The sequence below is a fragment of the Streptomyces capillispiralis genome (assembly GCF_007829875.1).
GTDB classification, from domain to species: Bacteria; Actinomycetota; Actinomycetes; order Streptomycetales; family Streptomycetaceae; genus Streptomyces; species Streptomyces capillispiralis.
On the sequence record NZ_VIWV01000001.1, the window covers coordinates 4,004,316 to 4,024,023 of the forward strand.

13 protein-coding genes are annotated in these 19,708 nt (G+C 69.1%); 3 read left to right on the forward strand and 10 right to left on the reverse strand.

The features are described from left to right. Positions 1-31: 31 nt before the first annotated feature. From trxB to FHX78_RS17160, 6 genes are all read right to left on the reverse strand, one after another. Complete coding sequence (trxB, locus tag FHX78_RS17135) at positions 32-1,000, reverse strand: thioredoxin-disulfide reductase (RefSeq protein WP_145868321.1); 969 nt, start codon at positions 998-1,000, stop codon at positions 32-34. A gap of 182 nt (positions 1,001-1,182) precedes the next feature. Then, positions 1,183-2,100 (reverse strand): anti-sigma factor family protein, encoded by a 918-nt coding sequence (locus FHX78_RS17140; protein ID WP_145868322.1) that lies wholly within the window; start codon positions 2,098-2,100, stop codon positions 1,183-1,185. Then, complete coding sequence (gene sigM, locus FHX78_RS17145) at positions 2,097-2,822, reverse strand: RNA polymerase sigma factor SigM (RefSeq protein WP_145868323.1); 726 nt, start codon at positions 2,820-2,822, stop codon at positions 2,097-2,099. Before sigM ends, FHX78_RS17140 begins: the two co-directional genes overlap by 4 nt. A 29-nt stretch (positions 2,823-2,851) precedes the next feature. Then, a complete protein-coding gene (locus tag FHX78_RS17150) occupies positions 2,852-4,543 on the reverse strand; it encodes a protein kinase family protein (protein ID WP_145868324.1) in 1,692 nt (563 codons plus the stop codon). A 141-nt stretch (positions 4,544-4,684) separates the two neighbouring features. Further along, on the reverse strand, positions 4,685-7,006 hold the full coding sequence (gene murJ / locus FHX78_RS17155) for a murein biosynthesis integral membrane protein MurJ (protein WP_145868325.1): 2,322 nt from the start codon (positions 7,004-7,006) through the stop codon (positions 4,685-4,687). A gap of 44 nt (positions 7,007-7,050) precedes the next feature. Beyond that, positions 7,051-9,438 carry a DUF6049 family protein gene (locus FHX78_RS17160; RefSeq protein WP_145868326.1) on the reverse strand — a complete coding sequence of 796 codons (2,388 nt, stop codon included), beginning with the start codon at positions 9,436-9,438 and terminating at the stop codon, positions 7,051-7,053. 198 nt (positions 9,439-9,636) lie between these two features. Here FHX78_RS17160 and FHX78_RS17165 point away from each other — a divergent pair, with 198 nt between their 5' ends. Further along, the gene (locus FHX78_RS17165; protein WP_229923916.1) at positions 9,637-11,103 is read left to right on the forward strand and encodes a CCA tRNA nucleotidyltransferase; all 1,467 of its coding nucleotides are present in this window, start codon (positions 9,637-9,639) and stop codon (positions 11,101-11,103) included. A gap of 108 nt (positions 11,104-11,211) precedes the next feature. On the opposite strand, the gene FHX78_RS17170 is transcribed toward FHX78_RS17165, so the two are convergent. From FHX78_RS17170 to FHX78_RS17185, 4 genes are all read right to left on the reverse strand, one after another. After that, a complete protein-coding gene (locus FHX78_RS17170) occupies positions 11,212-11,718 on the reverse strand; it encodes an LppU/SCO3897 family protein (protein ID WP_145868327.1) in 507 nt (168 codons plus the stop codon). 124 nt (positions 11,719-11,842) lie between these two features. Further along, the gene (locus FHX78_RS17175; RefSeq protein WP_145868328.1) at positions 11,843-13,105 is read right to left on the reverse strand and encodes an MFS transporter; all 1,263 of its coding nucleotides are present in this window, start codon (positions 13,103-13,105) and stop codon (positions 11,843-11,845) included. 78 nt (positions 13,106-13,183) lie between these two features. Then, complete coding sequence (locus tag FHX78_RS17180) at positions 13,184-14,266, reverse strand: inositol-3-phosphate synthase (RefSeq protein WP_145868329.1); 1,083 nt, start codon at positions 14,264-14,266, stop codon at positions 13,184-13,186. A 47-nt stretch (positions 14,267-14,313) separates the two neighbouring features. After that, positions 14,314-14,997: a PadR family transcriptional regulator gene (locus tag FHX78_RS17185; RefSeq protein ID WP_145868330.1), complete on the reverse strand. Its 684-nt coding sequence runs from the start codon at positions 14,995-14,997 to the stop codon at positions 14,314-14,316. Between the two features lie 396 nt (positions 14,998-15,393). On the opposite strand from FHX78_RS17185, the gene FHX78_RS17190 reads away from it, so the two are divergent. Further along, on the forward strand, positions 15,394-18,012 hold the full coding sequence (locus FHX78_RS17190; protein WP_373313018.1) for a transglycosylase domain-containing protein: 2,619 nt from the start codon (positions 15,394-15,396) through the stop codon (positions 18,010-18,012). Between the two features lie 98 nt (positions 18,013-18,110). Then, positions 18,111-19,619 (forward strand): glycosyltransferase family 87 protein, encoded by a 1,509-nt coding sequence (locus FHX78_RS17195; RefSeq protein ID WP_145872034.1) that lies wholly within the window; start codon positions 18,111-18,113, stop codon positions 19,617-19,619. Positions 19,620-19,708 lie beyond the last annotated feature (89 nt).

Below are 19,708 nucleotides of genomic sequence, written 5' to 3' on the forward strand. Positions count from 1 at the left end.
ACTGATTGGTGCGTGGGGCGGGTGATGGGGGTCAGACAGCGGTCTTCTCGGGCTCGGCCTTCTCCTCGTCGGCGAGAGCCGCGAGGAAGCGCTCGGCGTCGAGGGCGGCGGAACAGCCCGTACCGGCCGCGGTGATCGCCTGGCGGTAGGTGTGGTCGACGACGTCACCGGCACCGAAGACGCCGGTGATGTTCGTGCGCGTCGAAGGTGCATCGACCTTCAGGTAGCCCTCGTCGTCCAGCTCGAGCTGGCCCTTGAAGAGCTCCGTACGCGGGTCATGGCCGATCGCGATGAACAGGCCCGTCACCGCCAGGTCCGAAAGCTCGCCGGTCTTGACGTTGCGCAGCTTCAAGCCGGAGAGCTTCTGGTCGCCCTGGACCTCGGCGACCTCGCTGTCCCAGACGAACGAGATCTTCGGGTCGGCGAAGGCGCGCTCCTGCATCGCCTTGGAGGCGCGCAGGGCGTCACGGCGGTGGACGATCGTCACGGACTTGGCGAAGCGCGAGAGGAAGGTGGCCTCCTCCATCGCGGTGTCGCCACCGCCGATCACAGCGATGTCCTGGTCCTTGAAGAAGAAGCCGTCACACGTGGCACACCACGAGACACCGCGGCCGGAGAGCGCGTCCTCGTTCGGCAGGCCGAGCTTGCGGTGCTGCGAGCCGGTGGTGACGATGACAGCCTTCGCCCGGTGGACCGTGCCGGCGGTGTCCGTGACGGTCTTGATCTCACCGGTCAGATCGACGGTGACCACGTCGTCCGGGATGAGCTCGGCACCGAAGCGCTCCGCCTGGGCGCGCATGTTGTCCATGAGCTCGGGGCCCATGATGCCGTCCTGGAAGCCGGGGAAGTTCTCGACCTCGGTGGTGTTCATCAGTGCACCGCCGGCGGTGACAGCGCCCTCGAACACCAGGGGCTTCAGCGACGCACGGGCGGTGTAGAGCGCCGCCGTGTAGCCGGCGGGCCCGGAGCCGATGATGATCACGTTACGGACGTCGCTCACGGCTTGGTTCCTCGTCTCTGGTCAGCGTCGGTCGACCGGGGGAGCTTCTTTCAGGACTCTCACCCCACCCAACGGATCCTAAGGGGCCAGCATTCCCGCTGTGCCCGGGCACGCGATCACGACCCCATGGCGGCGTGGTCGGCCGCACACCGTAAGGGATGCGCGATACCAGGCGTCGGCCGTCAGGAGCGGGTGTAGGAGTGCTTCAGCAGGACCTCGCCCGCTGCGTCCGCTGAGGGGTTGTCGACGCACGTCGCCTCGACGATGTACGCGGTCACCCGGGTGTCGTCTGCGGCATCGGGAAGCACGACGAGCAGTGCTTCCTTCCCCTGGTACGTGCCCTCCTCGGTCGCGAGCGCGGCGTCATTGCGGCCGATGCCCTCGCGTACGCAATCCGGCACCGTGGGCTGCTTGAGGACCTTGGGGTTCGCGGCGCCGGATTCCGACTCCATCCCGAAGGGGTGAGCCGAGCCGGAGCCCTTTTCCGACCCCGTGCTCTGTGCCAGGAGATCCGTGACCTGCTTCTCCAGTTTCCCTTCGGAGAAGGTGTCCGATGAGGTCGCCCGGTGTCCCTCCTCGGGCCCGGTCCCCTCGTTGAAGGAGGACAGGACCACGGAACCGAGCCCCAGAGCGGCGACGGTGAACACGGTCCCCAGAACGGCGACCCGTCGGCGTCCGCCTCGCAGTCGGCCCTTGCGACCCGGTCCCGTCGTGCCGGAGCGGGGGCGCCCGGTCGGCCGGTCGAGAGGCGTCGATGTTTCACGTGAAACATGCGTCTGATCGTCGTCGGATGATGCGAGAGCGGTGGCGGAGGGCTCCTCGGCAGCGTCGGGCTCCGGCGCCGTGGCATGGAGCAGAGCCTCGGCGGCCAGCGCGGCGTCGATGCGGCCCGCCACCTCGGCGGGCATGTGGGGGGGACCAGGCGCCGTGCCGAGCAGGTCCCGGATCTCTTCGAGTGAGGCATGGACGTCCGCGCAGAGCGCGCACTCGTCCAGATGCCGGCGTACGTCGGCGCTCCGGGCGGACGGGAGGAGCCCTTCGGTGAGGTCGGAGATCTCCGCGACGTCCGGGTGCTCCGCCATGTCTGTCGTCGACGTCACGCTCGCCCACCTCCGCCCTTCACTGCAGCCGGGTCGTTCGATCCTGGGTCCGGTGGATCCGCTTGCCGCGGACCCGCTGCGGGTGGGACGGACGTCCCCTGCGTCCGGTTCCGTCCCTCTCCCTGTTTCCTGCTCCCACCGGGGCCGTCCGGCCGTAGATGAGTGAGCAGGGGCAGGAGCCTGGCTCTGCCCCGCGCGCAGCGGCTCTTCACCGTGCCAGTGGGCACATCGAGGATGCGGGCGGCTTCGGCGACCGGATAGCCCTGCATGTCCACGAGGACGAGCGCGGCCCGCTGATCGGGCGGGAGAGTGCCCATGGCTTCGATGAGCTGGCGGTGCAGATCGTTGCGCTCCGCGGGTGCCGAGGCGGACTCGTGGGGTTCGAGCAACTGCTCCAGACGCTCCGTGTCATCGACCGGAGCGGTCTTGCGGGAGGCCGCTTTGCGAGCACGGTCCAGACAGGCGTTCACCGTGATCCGGTGCAGCCAGGTCGTGACGGCCGACTGACCCCGGAAGGTGTGGGCGGCCCGGTAGGCGGAGACGAGGGCGTCCTGGACGGCGTCAGCGGCCTCCTCGCGGTCACCCAGCGTCCGGAGGGCCACGGCCCAGAGCCGGTCGCGGTGACGGCGCACGAGCTCACCGAAGGCGTCGGGGTCGCCCTCCACATGGCGAGCGAGCAGATCCTGATCACTCGTCCCGTCGTACCGGCCACCGTCCGCCATCGGCCCGCCTCCCCTCGTCGCAGAAGGCCTTAGCTGCTCACCTTGACGTCCACGACCCGTCCACGGAAGTTCCCGTCACTGGTCTGTGGCAGTTCGGTCAGCCACACCAGAAGGTACCGGGACTCGACCGCCTTGCCGGGCTTGAGGGTCACACTGGTTCCCGACCCCTCGGCGACCTTGGTGTAACCGTCGAAGGACGCGGGCTGAACCCCGTCGTCACCGGCGGCACGCAGCTCGACGGAGGTGTTCCCCACGAAGGAGACGGTGACCTTCCCGACCTGCTGGACCTTGCCGAGGTCGAGAATGACACCGACTCCGGGCTTGAGCCGGCCGAAGTCCGTACTCAGGTAGAAGTCCGTCTGCCAGTACGAGCCGGGCGTGCTGTCGTACACCTTGCCCACGTCACCCGGCTTCTCGGAGCCGTCGCTGCCGAACGGGTCGAAGTCCTGCGCACCCTGAATGGCTATCGGCTTGCTGACCGGTTTCCGGGGGCTCTTGTCGTCCCCGTCCGTCGTCTGGGTCTTGTTCGTCCCGTCCGTCTCGCCGCCCTGCTCCAGGAGCGCGTCCGCCAGCTGCCAGCTGCCCAGGCCCAGCGCGGCGATCAGCAGGGCCGAGACGGCCCACTTCAGCGCCTTGCCCGTGCGGCTCTGCAGCGGGGGAGGCGGCACCGGGGTCGGCTGGGTGATGCCGGGATGCGGGGCGGGGCGGCCGTAGGTGCCCTGCTGGTACGTGGTGCGCTGGTAGTCGGGCGGGCTGGTGAACGCGGGCTCCGGCGGGCGGATGCGGGGCATCTCGCCGATCGCCTTCACCAGTTCTTCCGGCGTGGTGCACGGGGACTCGTGGCGGGAGGCGGTGGCCCCGTCGTTGGCGAGCGCGCGCATGGCCAGCTCGGACAGACCGCGGTGGACGCCCGCCCGCACCTGGTCGGGCGGGATCAGCCCGATGTCCTTCGGCAGCCCGGACAGCCCGTAGGCGTCGTTCTCGTACGGCCAGCGCTGGGTGAGCGCCGCGTACAGCAGGGCACCGATGGACTCGGTGTCGGTGCGCTGCGGGGTGTCGGAGCTGATGCCGCGCAGCGCCGCGTTCACGGCGAGGCCCCGGATGCGCCATTGGCCCGTCGAGGTGCGCAGGACGGCGTTGGGGTTCAGACGCAGGTGGGCGAGGCCCTCACGGTGTGCCGCGGCCATGGCGGCGGAGGTCTGGCTGACCATCTGGTAGGCGTCGTACGCCTCCAGGGGCCCGGCGGCCAGGAGCGTGGTCAGCTCGGTGGCGTCGGGGAGCCATTCGTGCACGACGTAGACGACGTCGTTCTCCTCGACGGCGTCCAGGACCTGGACGAAGCGGGGGTCGCCCAGCAGGGCGGAGGAGCGGGCCGCGGCCAGGACGGACCGGGCGCGCGAGTGGTCCGCGGGCAGGATGTGCACGCCGACGGCACGACGGAGCTTCTCGTCCACGGCGCGCCAACTGCTGAAGCCGTCCAGACGGGTGACGCACTCCTCCAGGCGGTAGCGCCTGGCGAGCTTGTGGCCGCTGTGCAGTTCGGGTGGCGAGGTCTTCCCGGAACCGTCGGCCCCGGCGCTCTCCTGTGCCTCGTCGCTGTCCGTGTCCCGCTCCCGGTTCTTGGCCACCCCGTCGGCCGTGGACTGGTCCGCCTGTGCGGTCAGCGGCTGCTCGCCGCTGGTGTCTGCCACGTCGACGGCAGCTGTGCTCCGTTCCGCCACCGTCGTTCCCTGCCTCCCCATCCCATGCGCGTCGGCCGGCGTCCGTCGCGCGCCGTCCGACGCCGAAACCAATTGTGCCCACAGTCCGCCGCTATGCACGACACGCAGCGGCTGATGATGGTTGTGCGCCTACCCCCCGCCTCAGCGTCCCAGGCGTCCGCGGACCATACCGACCAGAGAGTTGACCTCCTCGATACGCATCCGCCGGGCGGCCACGTAGAAGACCCCGAGGAGGACGGCCCCGCCGGCCAGCAGCGCCGCGAACGACCCCGCGACGCCCTGGCCGAGTGTCTGCACGACTCCGTAGCAGGCCGCGCCGCTGAGCAGAGCGGCCGGCACGGAGGCGATGCACAGTCGCGCGTACGTCCGCAGCACCCGGGCACCGTCCAGGTCCCCGCCGAGCCGCTTGCGCAGTCGGCCCCAGGCGACGCCGACACCGATCACGTACGCCAGGCCGTACGAGGCGGCCATGCCCACCACGGCCCAGCGGGCCGGGAGCACGACGAAGCAGACGGCCGAGGCGATCGCGTTGCCCGCGGCCACGATGACCGTGTTGTAGAAGGGGGTTCGGGTGTCCTCGTACGCGTAGAAGGCCCGCAGGACGACGTACTGCACGGAGTAGGGGATCAGGCCGAGGCCGAACGCCATCAGCATGTAGCCCATGTTGGTGGCGGCTCCGGTGCCCGAGGAGCCGAAGATCAGCGTGCACATGGGGATGCCGAGCGCGACGAATCCGAAGGCGATCGGCACGATCGCGACCGCCGTGGTGCGCAGGCCCTGGGAGATGTCGTCGCGGACGGCTCCACCGTCGTCCTCGGCCGCCGAGCGCGAGATGCGGGGCAGGAGGGCGGCCATCAGGGAGACGGTGATGATCGCCTGGGGCAGCCCCCAGATGAGCTGGGCGTTGGCGTAGGCGCTGAAGCCCGTGCCGTTGACTCCACTGGCCTTGACCGAGGCGGTCGCCAGTTGGGTGACCACCAGCGCGCCGGCCTGGTTGGCGAGGACGAAGAGGATCGTCCACTTGGCGAGCATGGCGGCCTTGCCGAGACCGTGGCCCCTCCAGTCGAAGCGCAGGCGGATGCGGAACCCGGTCTCGCGCAGGTACGGGATCATCGCCAGCGCCTGGACCACCAGGCCGAGGAGCACGCCCACGCCGAGCAGTCGCTCGCCCTCCGGCGGGATGTTCTCGACGGTCATCCGGGAGTCCGCGGCGGTGCCGTAGACCCAGATGAACGTGCCGAGCGTGACGATGATGACGATGTTGTTGAGGACCGGAGTCCACATCATCGCGCCGAACCGGCCTCGCGCGTTGAGGATCTGACCCATCACCACGTGCACGCCCATGAAGAAGATCGAGGGCAGGAAGAAGCGGGTGAAGGTCACCGCGACGTCATTCGCGGCGGGGTCGGTGGCGACGGAGACCGACAGCGCGCGGACCAGCATCGGGGCGGCCAGCCATGCGAGGGCGGTGAGCGCGGCCAGAGCCACCATCACCAGTGTCAGCAGACGGTTGGCGTAGGCCTCGCCACCGTCCTCGTCGTCCTTCATCGCCCGCACGAGCTGCGGCACGAAGACCGAGTTGAGACCACCGCCGACGGTGAGGATGTAGATCATCGTCGGCAGCTGATAGGCGATCTGGAACGACTCGCCCAGCAGGGCGAGGCCCAGCGCGGAGACGATCATGGCGGAGCGGACGAACCCGGTGAGGCGGGACACCATCGTGCCGGCCGCCATCACCGCGCTCGACTTCAGCAGTCCCCCGGCACGGCCGCCCTTCTTCGGGGCGGGGGCGGGAGTCGGCTCGGGTACGGGAGGTTCGGCGGCGGGCGGTGGTGTGGCCCCCGCGTAGTGGCCGGGCGCGGAGGACGGTCCGGGCACGGGCGCGGCCTCGTAGGGCTGCCGGGCCCCCGTCTGCTGCGGGCCCGGGTATCCGGTTCCGTGGTGGCCGGGGTATTCCCCGGCCTGCTGCTGGTCCGGGAACGCGCCGTTCTGCTGCTGGTCACGGAAGAGGTGAGCGAAGGCGTCCGGCTCCTGGTGCTGCTCCCCCGCGTGGCCGACCAGGTCGTCCACGCCCACGAACTGCGTCGTGCGGGGATCGTCGCCGTACGGCAGGTACTGCGTCGGACCGTCCGGTTCCGGCGCGGGGGTGGGGGCCCAGACCCGGGGGTCGGGAGCGTACGGCGACTGGGGCGGCTGACCGTACAGCGGCTGCTGGGGGGTGTACGTGCCGGGAGGGGGCGGCGGGTGGGCGGCGCGGTCGTAGAGCGCCTCGGCGACCGGGTCCTGGGCGGCGATGTCCTGCGCCCGGTAGGGATCCTGGTCGTAGGCGTCTTGAAGGTAGGGGTCGACGGGCGGCTGCGGCACCTGGCCGTGCCCGGGCGGCGGACCCTGCGGCGGGTCCGACTCGGGGTGGCCCGAGTTGCCCGCGGCATGGCCGCGGTCACCGTCGTACGGCGCGTTCATGGTTACCCCACCTCATCGTCCCGGGCCCACCGGCCACGACATCCTCAACGGTCCACTCTCTCACCCGTGCCGGACGGGTCGGTGCTTTCCGGAGCGGTGTCCGGTGCCGGGTCACTCGGCTGCTCTTGGCCGTCGGTCCGGGAGTCGGCCTCGGGCTCCCGGGTGGGACGCTCCTCGGCGGCGTCCGGGTTCTGCGGGCCGTCGGCGTCCTCGCCCGCCTCGTTCTCCTGCTCCGCTGCCTCGCGGGCCGCGGCGCGCTTGCGCTGGGTGTACATCCGGAAGCCGGCGAGGACGAGCAGCAGCACGCCACCGCCGATGACCAGCATCACCGTGGCGGTGATCTCGGTGACCTTCACGTCGAACGTGACGGGCTCGCCGTACTTCTGGCCGTCCTGCGTGTACAGCTGCGCGACCACCGTCGCACGGCCGTTGGCGTTGGCGGACGTGGTGAACTTCACCGACTGGCTGTGGCCGCCGGAGACCGCGACGGGCTGCTCCTCGTAGGAGTTCCCGCCGATCTCGAGACGGGTCGGGTTGGTCGAGGTGAGCCGGAGCACCAGGTGCTCGACGCCCTGTACCAGGTTGTTCTGGACCGTCACGGGGATCGTGGCGCTGCGGCCGGAGAGTTTCGTCTCCGACTTGTCGATGAGCCTCACCTGGCCGAGCAGGTCGTCCAGGTACGCCTCGACACCACTGCGGTAGATCGCCGCCTCGGACTGCCGGCCGCGCCACGACGCGGACATCGCCCGGTTCAGGGCACGCCCGAACGGGGTCACCACCCGGGACTGGTCGGAGAGGATCACTTTGAACTTGTCGAGCTTGGCCTGCGTCCTCGCGATCTGCTCGAACGTCGACCGCGGCAGTTCCCGCTTGCGCAGCGAGGAGGGGTACGAGGAGGCCGAGGGGATCCTGGTGGCGGCCGCGGGGTCCGGTTTGGCCTTGGCGGCCGAGGTGAGGTCCTGCGGCTCGGACCAGGTCCCGTCCTGGAGGACGGAGAGGGCCTCGGCCATCGTCCGCGCCTGGCTCGCGGTCGGCGTCCGCTGCGGCGCGACGACGACGCTGCGCTGCTGCCCCGTCTGCAGGCCGAGGGTCAGGCTCTGGGCCAGGAACCGCTGCACCGCGAGTGTGGCCGCGGAAGCCGTGGTCAGGTCGCCCTGGAACGCGGTGGACAGCCGGGCGTCGGCGACGACGGCCGTGGTGCCGCCGCCGACGGGCCGGGGCGCGGAGGGCGTGTAGGACAGCCCGCTGGTCTCCTCGAAGGTGTCGCTGCGCGCGATGACCTTGTCGGCGCCGGCGGAGGTGGCGACCTTCACGATGGAGGGATCGAGGGCGCCGTCGACGGGCCAGGCGAAGTCCGTGGTGGGTTCCACGTGGAGGATCGACTCCACCGTGTCGGAGGCGACGTCGGAGGCTTCCTTGAGGTGGCTCAGCGAGCCGGTGACGGACGTGCCGCTGTGAGCCAGGGACGCCAGGTCGGGGTCTCCGAACGGCAGCGCGACGACCTCCCTGTCCGCCACCGCCTTCTGCACCTCGGTGAGCCAGCGCTTGGCGACGTCCTGGTGGCCGCCGACGACGGTGTCGTCACCCTCGCCGGTGATCTCGTAACGGTCGGTCATCGCCTCGACGGACGCCAGCAGGTCCGGGTCGATCACCCAGGTGACGTCGAGGTCCTTGCCCAGCGCGACCATACGGTCCAGCCGGCCGCCCGGGGCGATCTCCTTGGCGAGCTCGTCGTCGTGGAAGACGGGTGTCTGCTGCTCGTCCGAGCCCGTCTCCGCCGTCATGTGGACGGTGGAGACCAGAGGCCACATGAACGTCGTCTTCGTCCTGGTGCCGGCCTCCTCGGGCTGCCACGGCAGGAACGTCCGCTGGACGCCGAGGGTCTGCTCCCACGGCTGCGCGGGGGTCTGTCCGGCGAGGGAGACGGCCAGCTGGTAGACGCCGTCCTTGCCGAGGTCCAGCTCGTCCACCGGCACGGAGAGGGTGAAGGACTGCGAGACGCCCGGGGTGAGCTTGTCGAACTCCTCGGAGTACTTGTCGTCGACCTCCGGGCCGATCGCGCCCTGTACGTCGTCGCTGTTCTTGGCGACGGTGTCGATCGACGAGCGGGTGTTCAGCAGGGGCCCGACCCGCAGGTCCACGTGGGCGTCGGTGACGGTCTGCCTGCCCTTGTTGGTCACCGTTCCGGACACGGTCACGGTGTCGCCCTCGGCCGGGGCCTCGGGCGTGAGGGAGTTCACGGACACGGAGACCGAGCCCGCGCCGGAGGCGGCCTGCGCCCCGTCGGGTGCGGCTGCTTCCGCGGGCGACGCGGCCGGCAGCTGCATGAGCCCGGCCAGGAGCGGCGCTCCGGCCAGCAGGGCTCCGGTGCGCCGCAGCCAGCGGCGGGCAGGTGAGGGAGGTGTCCCCTGGAAGTCTGCCGCCTCGGCCACGCGCTCGCCCGTCCCTCGTCGTCGTCAGTGGTCGTCGGAATGTGCGTCCACGCATGGTAACGATGCTCGCTGAGGGGAAGTGCCGCGGACCGGTCCACAAGATCGGAGGGCGCGGTCCTTGTCCCTGTATCGGCAGGGGTGTCCACGCCGCGTAATCGGTGGGCTTCCGGCGGTTCGGGCCACGTACCCTCTTCTGTTGTGCCGAACGCCAACGAAGAAACCAGTGCCCTGAGCCAGGTGCAGGACCGTGCAGTGAACGAACTGCTGCGGATCGCGCCGGTCGCCGATGACCTCGCCCGCCGATTTCAGGAGGCCGGGTTCTCACTTGCCCTGGTCGGCGGCTCGGTACGCGACGCGCTGCTCGGCCGTCTCGGCAATGACCTCGACTTCACGACCGATGCCCGCCCGCAGGACGTGCTGAAGATCATGCGTCCCTGGGCGGACACCGTCTGGGACGTCGGCATCGCCTTCGGTACGGTCGGCGCCCAGAAGAACGCCCGCGTCGGGGACGTCGACCGCAGCTTCCAGATCGAGGTGACCACCTACCGGTCGGAGGCCTACGACCGCACCTCGCGCAAGCCCGAGGTGTCGTACGGCGACTCCATCGAGGACGATCTGGTCCGCCGTGACTTCACGGTGAACGCGATGGCCGTCGTGCTCCCGGAGAAGCGGTTCGTCGATCCGCACGGCGGTCTCGGCGATCTCGCGGCGCGGGTGCTGTGCACGCCGGGCACTCCCGAGGCGTCCTTCTCGGACGATCCACTGCGAATGATGCGGGCCGCCCGGTTCGCCGCCCAGCTCGACTTCGTGGTGGCACCCGAGGTGGTCACGGCCATGAAGGAGATGGCCGGACGCATCGACATCGTCTCCGCCGAGCGTGTACGGGACGAGTTGAACAAGCTCATCCTTTCTCCGCACCCCCGCAAGGGGCTGGCGCTGCTCGTGGACACGGGGATCGCCGAGTACGTCCTGCCCGAGCTGCCGGCCCTGCACCTGGAGCGGGACGAGCACCACCGGCACAAGGACGTCTACGAGCACACGCTGATCGTCCTGGAGCAGGCGATGGCCCTGGAGGAGGACGGTCCTGACCTGACCCTCCGCCTGGCTGCCCTGCTGCACGACATCGGCAAGCCGCGTACGCGCCGCTTCGAGGACGACGGCCGGGTCTCGTTCCACCACCACGAAGTGGTCGGCGCGAAGATGACGAAGAAGCGGATGACGGCGCTCAAGTACTCCAACGAGCTCGTGAAGGATGTCTCACGTCTCGTTGAGCTCCATCTGCGCTTTCACGGCTACGGCACCGGGGAGTGGACGGACTCCGCCGTCCGCCGCTACGTCCGTGACGCCGGACCGCTCCTCGGTCGGCTCCACAAGCTGACCCGCTCGGACTGCACCACACGCAACCGGCGCAAGGCCACCGCGCTCTCACGCGCGTATGACGGCCTGGAGCAGCGGATCGCTCAGCTCCAGGAACAGGAGGAGCTGGACGCCATCCGTCCGGACCTCGACGGCAACCAGATCATGGAGATCCTCGGCGTCAAGCCTGGCCCGGCCGTCGGTGAGGCGTACAAGCACATGCTGGAGCTCCGGCTGGAGAACGGTCCGATGGACCACGACGCCGCGGTGGCGGCGCTCAAGGAGTGGTGGGCCGGCCATCAGGGCTGAGAACGTGAAGCGGGGTCATGTTTCACGTGAAACATGACCCCGCTTCACGCGCGAAGGGCGGTGTTTCACGTGAAACACCGCCCTTCGTCGTCTGAGGCGACCGCCCTCCTACATGTCCTTCAGGCAGAGCAGGAAGTCCTTGCCGTCACCGCTCTCGGTGTACGTGTACTGGAAGTCCTTGGCCTCGGCCTCGCACTTGCTCGACGCCAGGGTCTCGGTGAGGAACGAGCCCTCGATCTTCGCCAGCACCTTGTACTGCGCCTTCGTGTCGGCGCAGTCGACGACCTCGAGGTCGGGGTTGTTGTCATCCGTGCTGCCGCGGTGCATGCAGTCGCCGACGGCGGCGGTCTGGGCGTCGTCGCGGCTGGAGATGTAGCCGCCGATGGCCACACCGGCGACGATCAGCACGATGACGATGTTCTTGATCGTCTTGAAGCTGAGCTTGCGGCCCTGCTGCTGCGGGGGAACGGGAGCACCCGGCGGGGGGAACCCGGGCTGACCGGCCTGCTGGGGGAAGCCCCCCTGAGGCGGGTACGGAGCCTGGCCCTGGGGCTGGCCGTAGGGCTGCTGCTGGCCCTGTGCGAACGGGTTGCCCTGGGGCGGCGGAGTGGTCACTTGGGGGTCCCCCTAGAACATAGGTGCGTGACGCGAAAGACGCGTTGATAAGACGCACGTAAGTTACCGGCCTCCACTGACAACTCAGTAGCGCGAAAAATGCTCTGTGGCATTGATGTGACACTTACTGAAGCTCAAAACGGGCCATAGCCGCAGCTACTGCTCCGTAGATAACGGCGATTGTTACCACGAGCGGGACCGACCGGCCGTCCGGCGGGAGCATCAGGGCGGCCACTCCGGCGGCGCTGACGAAGGCCACGTTGAACAGGACGTCGTACACGGAGAAGATCCGGCCGCGGAAACCGTCCTCGACGCAGGACTGAACGATGGTGTCCGTAGCGATCTTCGCGCCTTGGGTCGTCAGCCCCAGGACGAACGCGCCCGCCAGAAGCGGGCCGGTGGTGAACGGCAGGCCGAGCGCGGGCTCCAGCACCGCGGCCACCGCGGCGCACACCACGATCCAGCGGCCCGGCCCGAGCCGTCCGGCCGCCCAGGGCGTCATCACGGCCGCGGCGAAGAAGCCCGCGCCCGACGCCCCCAACGCCAGCCCCAGCAGCGCGAGTCCTTCATCCGTGGTCGACGTCAAGGTGTACCGGCACAGCATCAGCAGCAGGACGAGCATGGCGCCGTAGCAGAACCGCATCAGCGCCATCGCGGTGAGCGCCCAGGCGGCCTCCCGGCGCGGCGGCGCGGCGAGGTGGCGCACCCCGGCCCGCAGGTCGCGAGCGGTGCCGGAGAGGGCCGTGGTCAGCCGGGGTCGGATCAACGCCCGGTCCGGACCCAGTAGTTCCCTGGCGATGCGCAGCGATGCCACGGCGGCACACAGGTACAGCGCGGCGCCCACGAGCACCACGGCCGCGTCCGAGTCGGCGACCACCAGGCGGACGACGAAGGCGAGACCGCCGCCTGCGGTCGCGGCGAGCGTTCCCGCCGTGGGGGAGAGCGAGTTGGCGATGACCAGCCGCTCGGCGTCCACGACGCGTGGCAGCGCGGCGGACAGCCCGGCGAGGACGAAGCGGTTGACGCCGGTGACGCACAGAGCCGAGAGGAACAGCAGCCAGTCGGGCACCTGGCCGAGGATCAGGAGGGCGGTCACCGAGGCCATCAGGGCACGCAGGAGATTGCCGTAGAGGAAGACCTGGCGGCGGCGCCAGCGGTCCAGCAGCACTCCGGCGAAGGGGCCGACCACGGAGTAGGGGAGCAGCAGGATCGCCATGGCGGAGGCGATGGCCGCGGGGGACGTCTGCTTCTCGGGGGAGAAGACCACGTAGGCGGCGAGAGCGACCTGGAAGACGCCGTCGGCTCCCTGGGAGAGCAGCCGGACGGCGAGCAGGCGTCTGAAGCCCTGGAAACGCAGCAGAACGCGCAGGTCACGGACGACGGCCATGGGGCACAGCCTCACATATGAAGAGGGTCTCCGGGACATACGACCCGGAGACCCTCAACTGCCCACAGCGGGGAGGTCTTAGCGCTCGACCTCGCCCTGGATGAACTTCTCGACGTTCTCGCGGGCCTCGTCGTCGAAGTACTGCACCGGCGGGGACTTCATGAAGTACGAGGACGCCGAGAGGATCGGGCCGCCGATGCCCCGGTCCTTGGCGATCTTCGCGGCGCGCAGGGCGTCGATGATGACGCCGGCGGAGTTCGGGGAGTCCCAGACCTCGAGCTTGTACTCGAGGTTCAGCGGGACGTCACCGAAGGCGCGGCCCTCGAGACGGACGTAGGCCCACTTGCGGTCGTCCAGCCAGGCGACGTAGTCGGACGGGCCGATGTGGACGTTCTTCTCGCCGAGGTCCCGGTCGGGGATCTGGGAGGTGACGGCCTGCGTCTTGGAGATCTTCTTGGACTCGAGGCGGTCCCGCTCGAGCATGTTCTTGAAGTCCATGTTGCCGCCGACGTTCAGCTGCATCGTGCGGTCCAGGACGACACCGCGGTCCTCGAACAGCTTCGCCATGACGCGGTGCGTGATGGTCGCGCCGACCTGGGACTTGATGTCGTCACCGACGATCGGGACGCCCGCCTCGGTGAACTTGTCCGCCCACTCCTTGGTGCCGGCGATGAAGACCGGGAGGGCGTTGACGAAGGCGACCTTGGCGTCGATGGCGCACTGGGCGTAGAACTTCGCCGCGTCCTCGGAGCCGACGGGCAGGTAGCAGACGAGGACGTCGACCTGCTTGTCCTTGAGGACCTGGACGACGTCGACCGGCTCGTCGGCGGACTCCTCGATGGTCTCGCGGTAGTACTTGCCGAGGCCGTCGAGCGTGTGGCCGCGCTGGACCGTCACACCGGTGCTGGGGACGTCGCAGATCTTGATGGTGTTGTTCTCGGAGGCGCCGATGGCGTCCGCGAGGTCGAGACCGACCTTCTTGGCGTCCACGTCGAAGGCGGCGACGAACTCGACGTCGCCCACGTGGTAGTCGCCGAACTGGACGTGCATCAGGCCCGGCACCTTGGACGCCGCGTCGGCGTCCTTGTAGTACTCGACTCCCTGCACCAGCGATGCGGCGCAGTTGCCCACGCCGACGATGGCTACGCGAACCGAACCCATTCCGGTTGCTCCCTGTGTGTACGAGTGAGGCCGCCCTTCGGCGGATCTCACGTGGCGGTGTCGTCGGGCGAATCCGGCCCGGGGTCGTCCCCGGGCCGGGGCAGGCCGCCCGTCGCTCCAGATGTGGTGTCCTGCTGAGCGGAGCCTCCGCTGGCGGACCCCTTCAGGTCCCGCCCGGCCCGCTCGCTCTCGATGAGCTCGTTCAGCCAGCGCACTTCGCGCTCCACGGACTCCATCCCGTGGCGCTGGAGCTCAAGCGTGTAGTCGTCGAGGCGCTCCCGGGTCCGGGCCAGGGAGGCGCGCATCTTCTCGAGGCGCTCCTCCAGCCGGCTGCGGCGGCCCTCGAGCACGCGCATGCGCACGTCGCGCGACGTCTGCCCGAAGAAGGCGAACCGCGCGGCGAAGGTCTCGTCCTCGTACGCGTCCGGCCCCGTCTGGGAGAGCAGCTGCTCGAAGTGCTCCTTACCCTCCGCCGTCAACCGGTAGACGATCTTCGCGCGGCGCCCCGTGAGCGGAGCGGCCAGAGCGTCCTCGGTGGTGTTCCCCGGTTCCTCGATCAACCAGCCGTTGGCGACCAGCGTCTTGAGGCAGGGGTACAGCGTTCCGTAGCTGAAGGCGCGGAACACACCCAGTGACGTATTGAGTCGTTTGCGCAGCTCATAGCCGTGCATCGGAGATTCGCGGAGCAGGCCGAGTACGGCGAACTCGAGGATCCCGGAACGCCGGCTCATCGTCGCCTCCTCTCTGCCGCGGTCATGCCGTGACGGGCTCGTGTACGGCTCGTCGCCGTCCTTATGCCGAGCTGATGTATCGACTCGATACATCACGACGATAGAACGGCCTCCGGGGTGCGACAAGAGGGAGAAGGGTGAACGGGGTCACATCACGGATTCATCGCGAGCAAGTTGCCTGATTTGAGGTGAACTTCTGTGCTCGGAGGGTTTTGGCGGTGCGTAGTCTGTGCGCCATGCACACCACCGGGAACCAAGTGACGCCCGGGGGCGTCTGTGTCCCCGGTGTAGTACGGGTGAATGCGGAATCCTCCGCATCCGTACTTCGGGGGGACCGGAAACCAGCCGCCGTTTCCAGGCGCGCAAGGGTGCGCCTGCCCGAGGAGTAGTCGTTCGATGAGCGAGCACCGTCGCAAACCGCCGCAGCCGCAGGGAGGCGGACGTGCCGCGGCCCGACGCGGCCAGTCCGGCTCGTCCTCCGGCCGCCGCGCGGCTCCGCGAGGCGCCACCGGGTCTCCGTCCCACTCCCATGGGTCGGTCTCCCACGGCTCGGGGGGTGAGGAACGTACGTACGGCAGTCGCGCCGAGGCGCGGCGCGCCGCGCAGAGAGGCGGAGGCCGCCGCGCGGGTGCCACCGGCCCCGGGCGTGGCAGGGGGCGCGGAGCTCCTCCCGGCAAGAAGCGGATCATCGACTATCCGCGCCACAACAAGGACGGCTGGCAGCGCTGGATGCCGTCCTGGAAGCTCGTGTCCGGTCTGTTCATCGGGTTCTTCGGGAGCCTCATCGCCGTGGCCGGCATCGGGTACGCCCTGGTGAGCGTGCCGAGCGAGGAGAACGCCGCGGCGCTGTCGGAGAACAACGTCTACTACTGGGCCGACGGCAGTCAGATGGTCGCCACCGGCAGTGGCCAGAACCGGCAGAACGTGACGATCGAGCGGATCCCCGAAGCCATGCAGTGGGCGGTGATCTCGGCCGAGAACAAGAGCTTCTATCAGGACAAGGGCGTCGACCCCATGGGTATCGCCCGGGCGCTCGCCAACATGGCGCGGGGCGGTGACACGCAGGGTGGTTCGACGATCACCCAGCAGTTCGTGAAGAACACCTACCTCAGCCAGGAGCAGACGGTCTCCCGAAAGTTCAAGGAGATGTTCATCTCCATCAAGGTGGGCACGAAGCTCACCAAGGCCGAGATCCTCCAGGGCTACCTGAACACCTCGTACTACGGCCGGGGTGCCTACGGCATCCAGGCCGCCGCGCAGACGTACTACGGCAAGGACGCGGTCGACCTCACGCCCAGCGAGTGCGCGTTCCTCGCCGCACTGCTCAAGGGCCCGACGTACTACGACCCCGCGGGCAACCAGAACCTCGACAGCTCAGCCTCCGCCGACGCCAACCGCAAGCGTTCCGAGGAGCGCTGGGGCTGGATCCTCGAGCAGATGCACGAGGACGAGCACCTCTCGGACGCCGAGTACCAGGAGGCGATCAAGGAGTACCCCATGCCCCAGGGCCGCAAGGCGACCAAGGGCATGACCGGCCAGATCAGCTATCTGGTGGACACGGCGAAGCGGTACGTCATGAAGAACTCCGACATCCCGGAGGCGCAGTTCGACCAGGGCGGCTACCAGATCTACACGACCTTCGAGAAGGACAAGGTCGAGGCACTGGCCAAGGCCGTGAAGAAGGTCGAGCAGGAGAAGATCGACCCGGAGAAGCGCGAACTGGACAAGCACGTTCAGTTCGGTGCGGCGTCGGTGAAGCCCAACGACGGCGCGATCGTCGCTCTCTACGGCGGAGCCGGCTTTGAGAACGGTCACTTCAACAACAACGCCGACACCTCGGGCGTCCCCGTCGGTTCGACCTGGAAGCCGTTCGTGCTCGCCGCCGCCATGGAGCACGGCACCTACAAGACCAATGGCCAGGGTGTCTCACCACAGAGCAAGTACAACGGTGACGACCACCTGCAGATCAAGAACAACGACGGCTCCCTCGTCCTCAAGAAGGACAACACGCCCTTCTACCAGGAGAACGAGAGCGACTACCCGTGGGGTTACATCACCCTGCACAAGGCGATGGAGCAGTCCGTCAACACCCCCTTCGTCCAGCTCGGCATGGACGTGGGGATGAAGAACGTGGCGGACGTCGCCGAGAAGTCCGGCATCCTCAAGGACAGCTTCGCCGGGCTGAACGCCTCGTTCGCCCTGGGTACGTCGACCCCGAGCGCCATCCGCATGGCGGACGCCTACGCGACCTTCGCGGCCTCCGGCAAGCAGGCCGACCCGTACTCGGTGACCGCGGTCAAGCACAAGGGGTCGGAACTGCCCGGCTTCGAGAAGCCGCGGGTCAAGCGGGCGATGCCCGAGAACGTGGCGCACAACGTCACCAACGTCCTCGAGAACGTGATCGAGAACGGTACCGGTAAGAACGCGCTGGAGCTGGGGCGTACGGCCGCGGGCAAGACGGGTACGACGGACGAGAACAAGTCCGCCTGGTTCGTCGGCTACACCCAGCAGCTGTCGACCTCGGTCGCCATGTTCCGCGAGGACCCCAAGAGCCACAAGCTGCTCTCCATGAACGGCACCGCGGGTGAGGACTCCATCCACGGTGGTGACGTTCCCACGGAGGTGTGGACCGAGTACATGAAGGCCGCGCTGAAGGGAGAGCCCGACCCGGGCTTCCCCGAAGCCGAGGAGATCGGCGAGATCGCGGACGGGATCGGCGCGCCGTCCCCGACCCCGACCATCACGGAGACCGAGGAGGCGACCCCGTCGGAGTCTCCGACGCCCACCGAGTCCGAGACCACTCCGACGCCGACCGAGTCCACCACGTGTGAACCGTTCGACTTCAACTGCGAGGACGAAGAGGAGACGGGTGGAACCGGTCCGGGAGGCACCGACACCGGTGGCACGGACGGAGGGGTGACCAGTTCACCGGAGCCGACCGAAAGCGGTGACCCCGGCACCAGCAACGGGAACGGCAACGGCAATGGCGGCCTCTTCGGGGGCCCCGCCGGTTAGTCGGCCTATCGCCCGGCTTGGGTGTTTCACGTGAAACATGGGCCGCCGCACCTCCGGGTGCGGCGGCCCTCGGCGTATCCCCGGACATGTACGGCAGGATGTGCGGCATGCCCAGTGGAGAATCGACGCGAGCGAGCGTCCACGAGCCGGAACGGGTGCGGCCGACCGAGGAGGACCCGGTCGCGGCGGCCGGCAGCGAGCTGATCGGCGGTCCGCTCGGGCGGCGTGCCCTGAGTGGCGGATCCTGGTGGATCCCGGTGCGCGTGATCGCCCTCGTGGCGATCGGAATGTTCGCGCTCGGTCTGATCCAGAAGGCACCCTGCTACAACGGCGCCTGGTTCTTCGGTGCCAGCTCGCAGTACACGCACGCGTGCTACTCGGATATTCCGCACCTCTACCAGGGGCGCGGCTTCGCCGACGGGCTGGTGCCGTACTTCGACAAACTCCCCGGGGACATGCAGTACCTCGAGTACCCGGTGCTGACCGGCGTGTTCATGGAGGTCGCCGCCTGGCTCACGCCCGGCAGCGGCAGCATCCAGGACCAGGAGCAGTGGTACTGGATGGTCAACGCCGGGATGCTCATGGTCTGCGCGGCCGTCATCGCCGTCTGCGTGACCCGCACCCACGCCCGGCGACCCTGGGACGGTCTGCTGGTCGCGCTGGCACCGGCCTTCGCGCTCACCGCGACCATCAACTGGGACCTGCTGGCGGTCGCTCTGACGGCCGCCGCGATGCTGATGTGGTCACGGGGGCGTTCCCTCGCCTTCGGCGTCCTGCTGGGGCTCGCCACGGCCGCCAAGCTCTATCCCGTGCTGCTGCTCGGGCCACTGCTGGTGCTCTGCTGGCGCGCGGGGCGATGGCGGGCGTACGGGACGGCTCTCGTCGGGGCGGCGGCCGCCTGGCTCGTCGTGAACGGACCCGTGATGCTGTTCGCGTACGACGGCTGGTCGAAGTTCTACGCCTTCAGCAAGGAGCGCGGCGTCGACTTCGGATCCTTCTGGCTGATCATGGCGCAGAACTCGGACGACCCGCTGAGCACTGACACGGTCAACACGCTCGCCACCCTGTTGATGGCGCTGTGCTGCGCGGGCGTCGCGGCGCTCGCGCTCATGGCTCCGCGCCGGCCGCGCTTCGCCCAGCTCGCCTTCCTGGTCGTCGCGGCGTTCATCCTCACCAACAAGGTCTACTCGCCGCAGTACGTCCTGTGGCTGGTGCCGCTGGCGGCTCTCGCCCGGCCGAAATGGCGGGACTTCCTGGTCTGGCAGGCCTGTGAGGTGGCGTACTTCCTGGGCATCTGGATGTATCTCGCGTACACGACCAGCGGGGACGCCCACAAGGGCCTGCCCACCGACGGCTACCATTGGGCCATCGGTGTCCACCTGCTGGGGACGTTCTACCTGTGTGTCATGGTCGTGCGCGACATCCTGATGCCGGAGCGGGATCCGGTGCGCCGGTCCGGTGACGACGACCCGTCGGGCGGGGTGCTGGACGGAGCCGAGGACTCCTTCGTGCTCGGCCCCGCGGCCCGTCCCGCGCGCCACGCGGCCCACTTCGACGGGCCACAGGTCGAGTGGGGCAGGGCGGGAGCCGCGAGCGGTTCGCTCTGAGCGAACGCCGTCGGGAAATCCCGGGCCATGGCGCCCTCAAGGCGGGAGAAAGGCCGTACACGGGCAACCGTGTACGGCCTTCTCGCGCT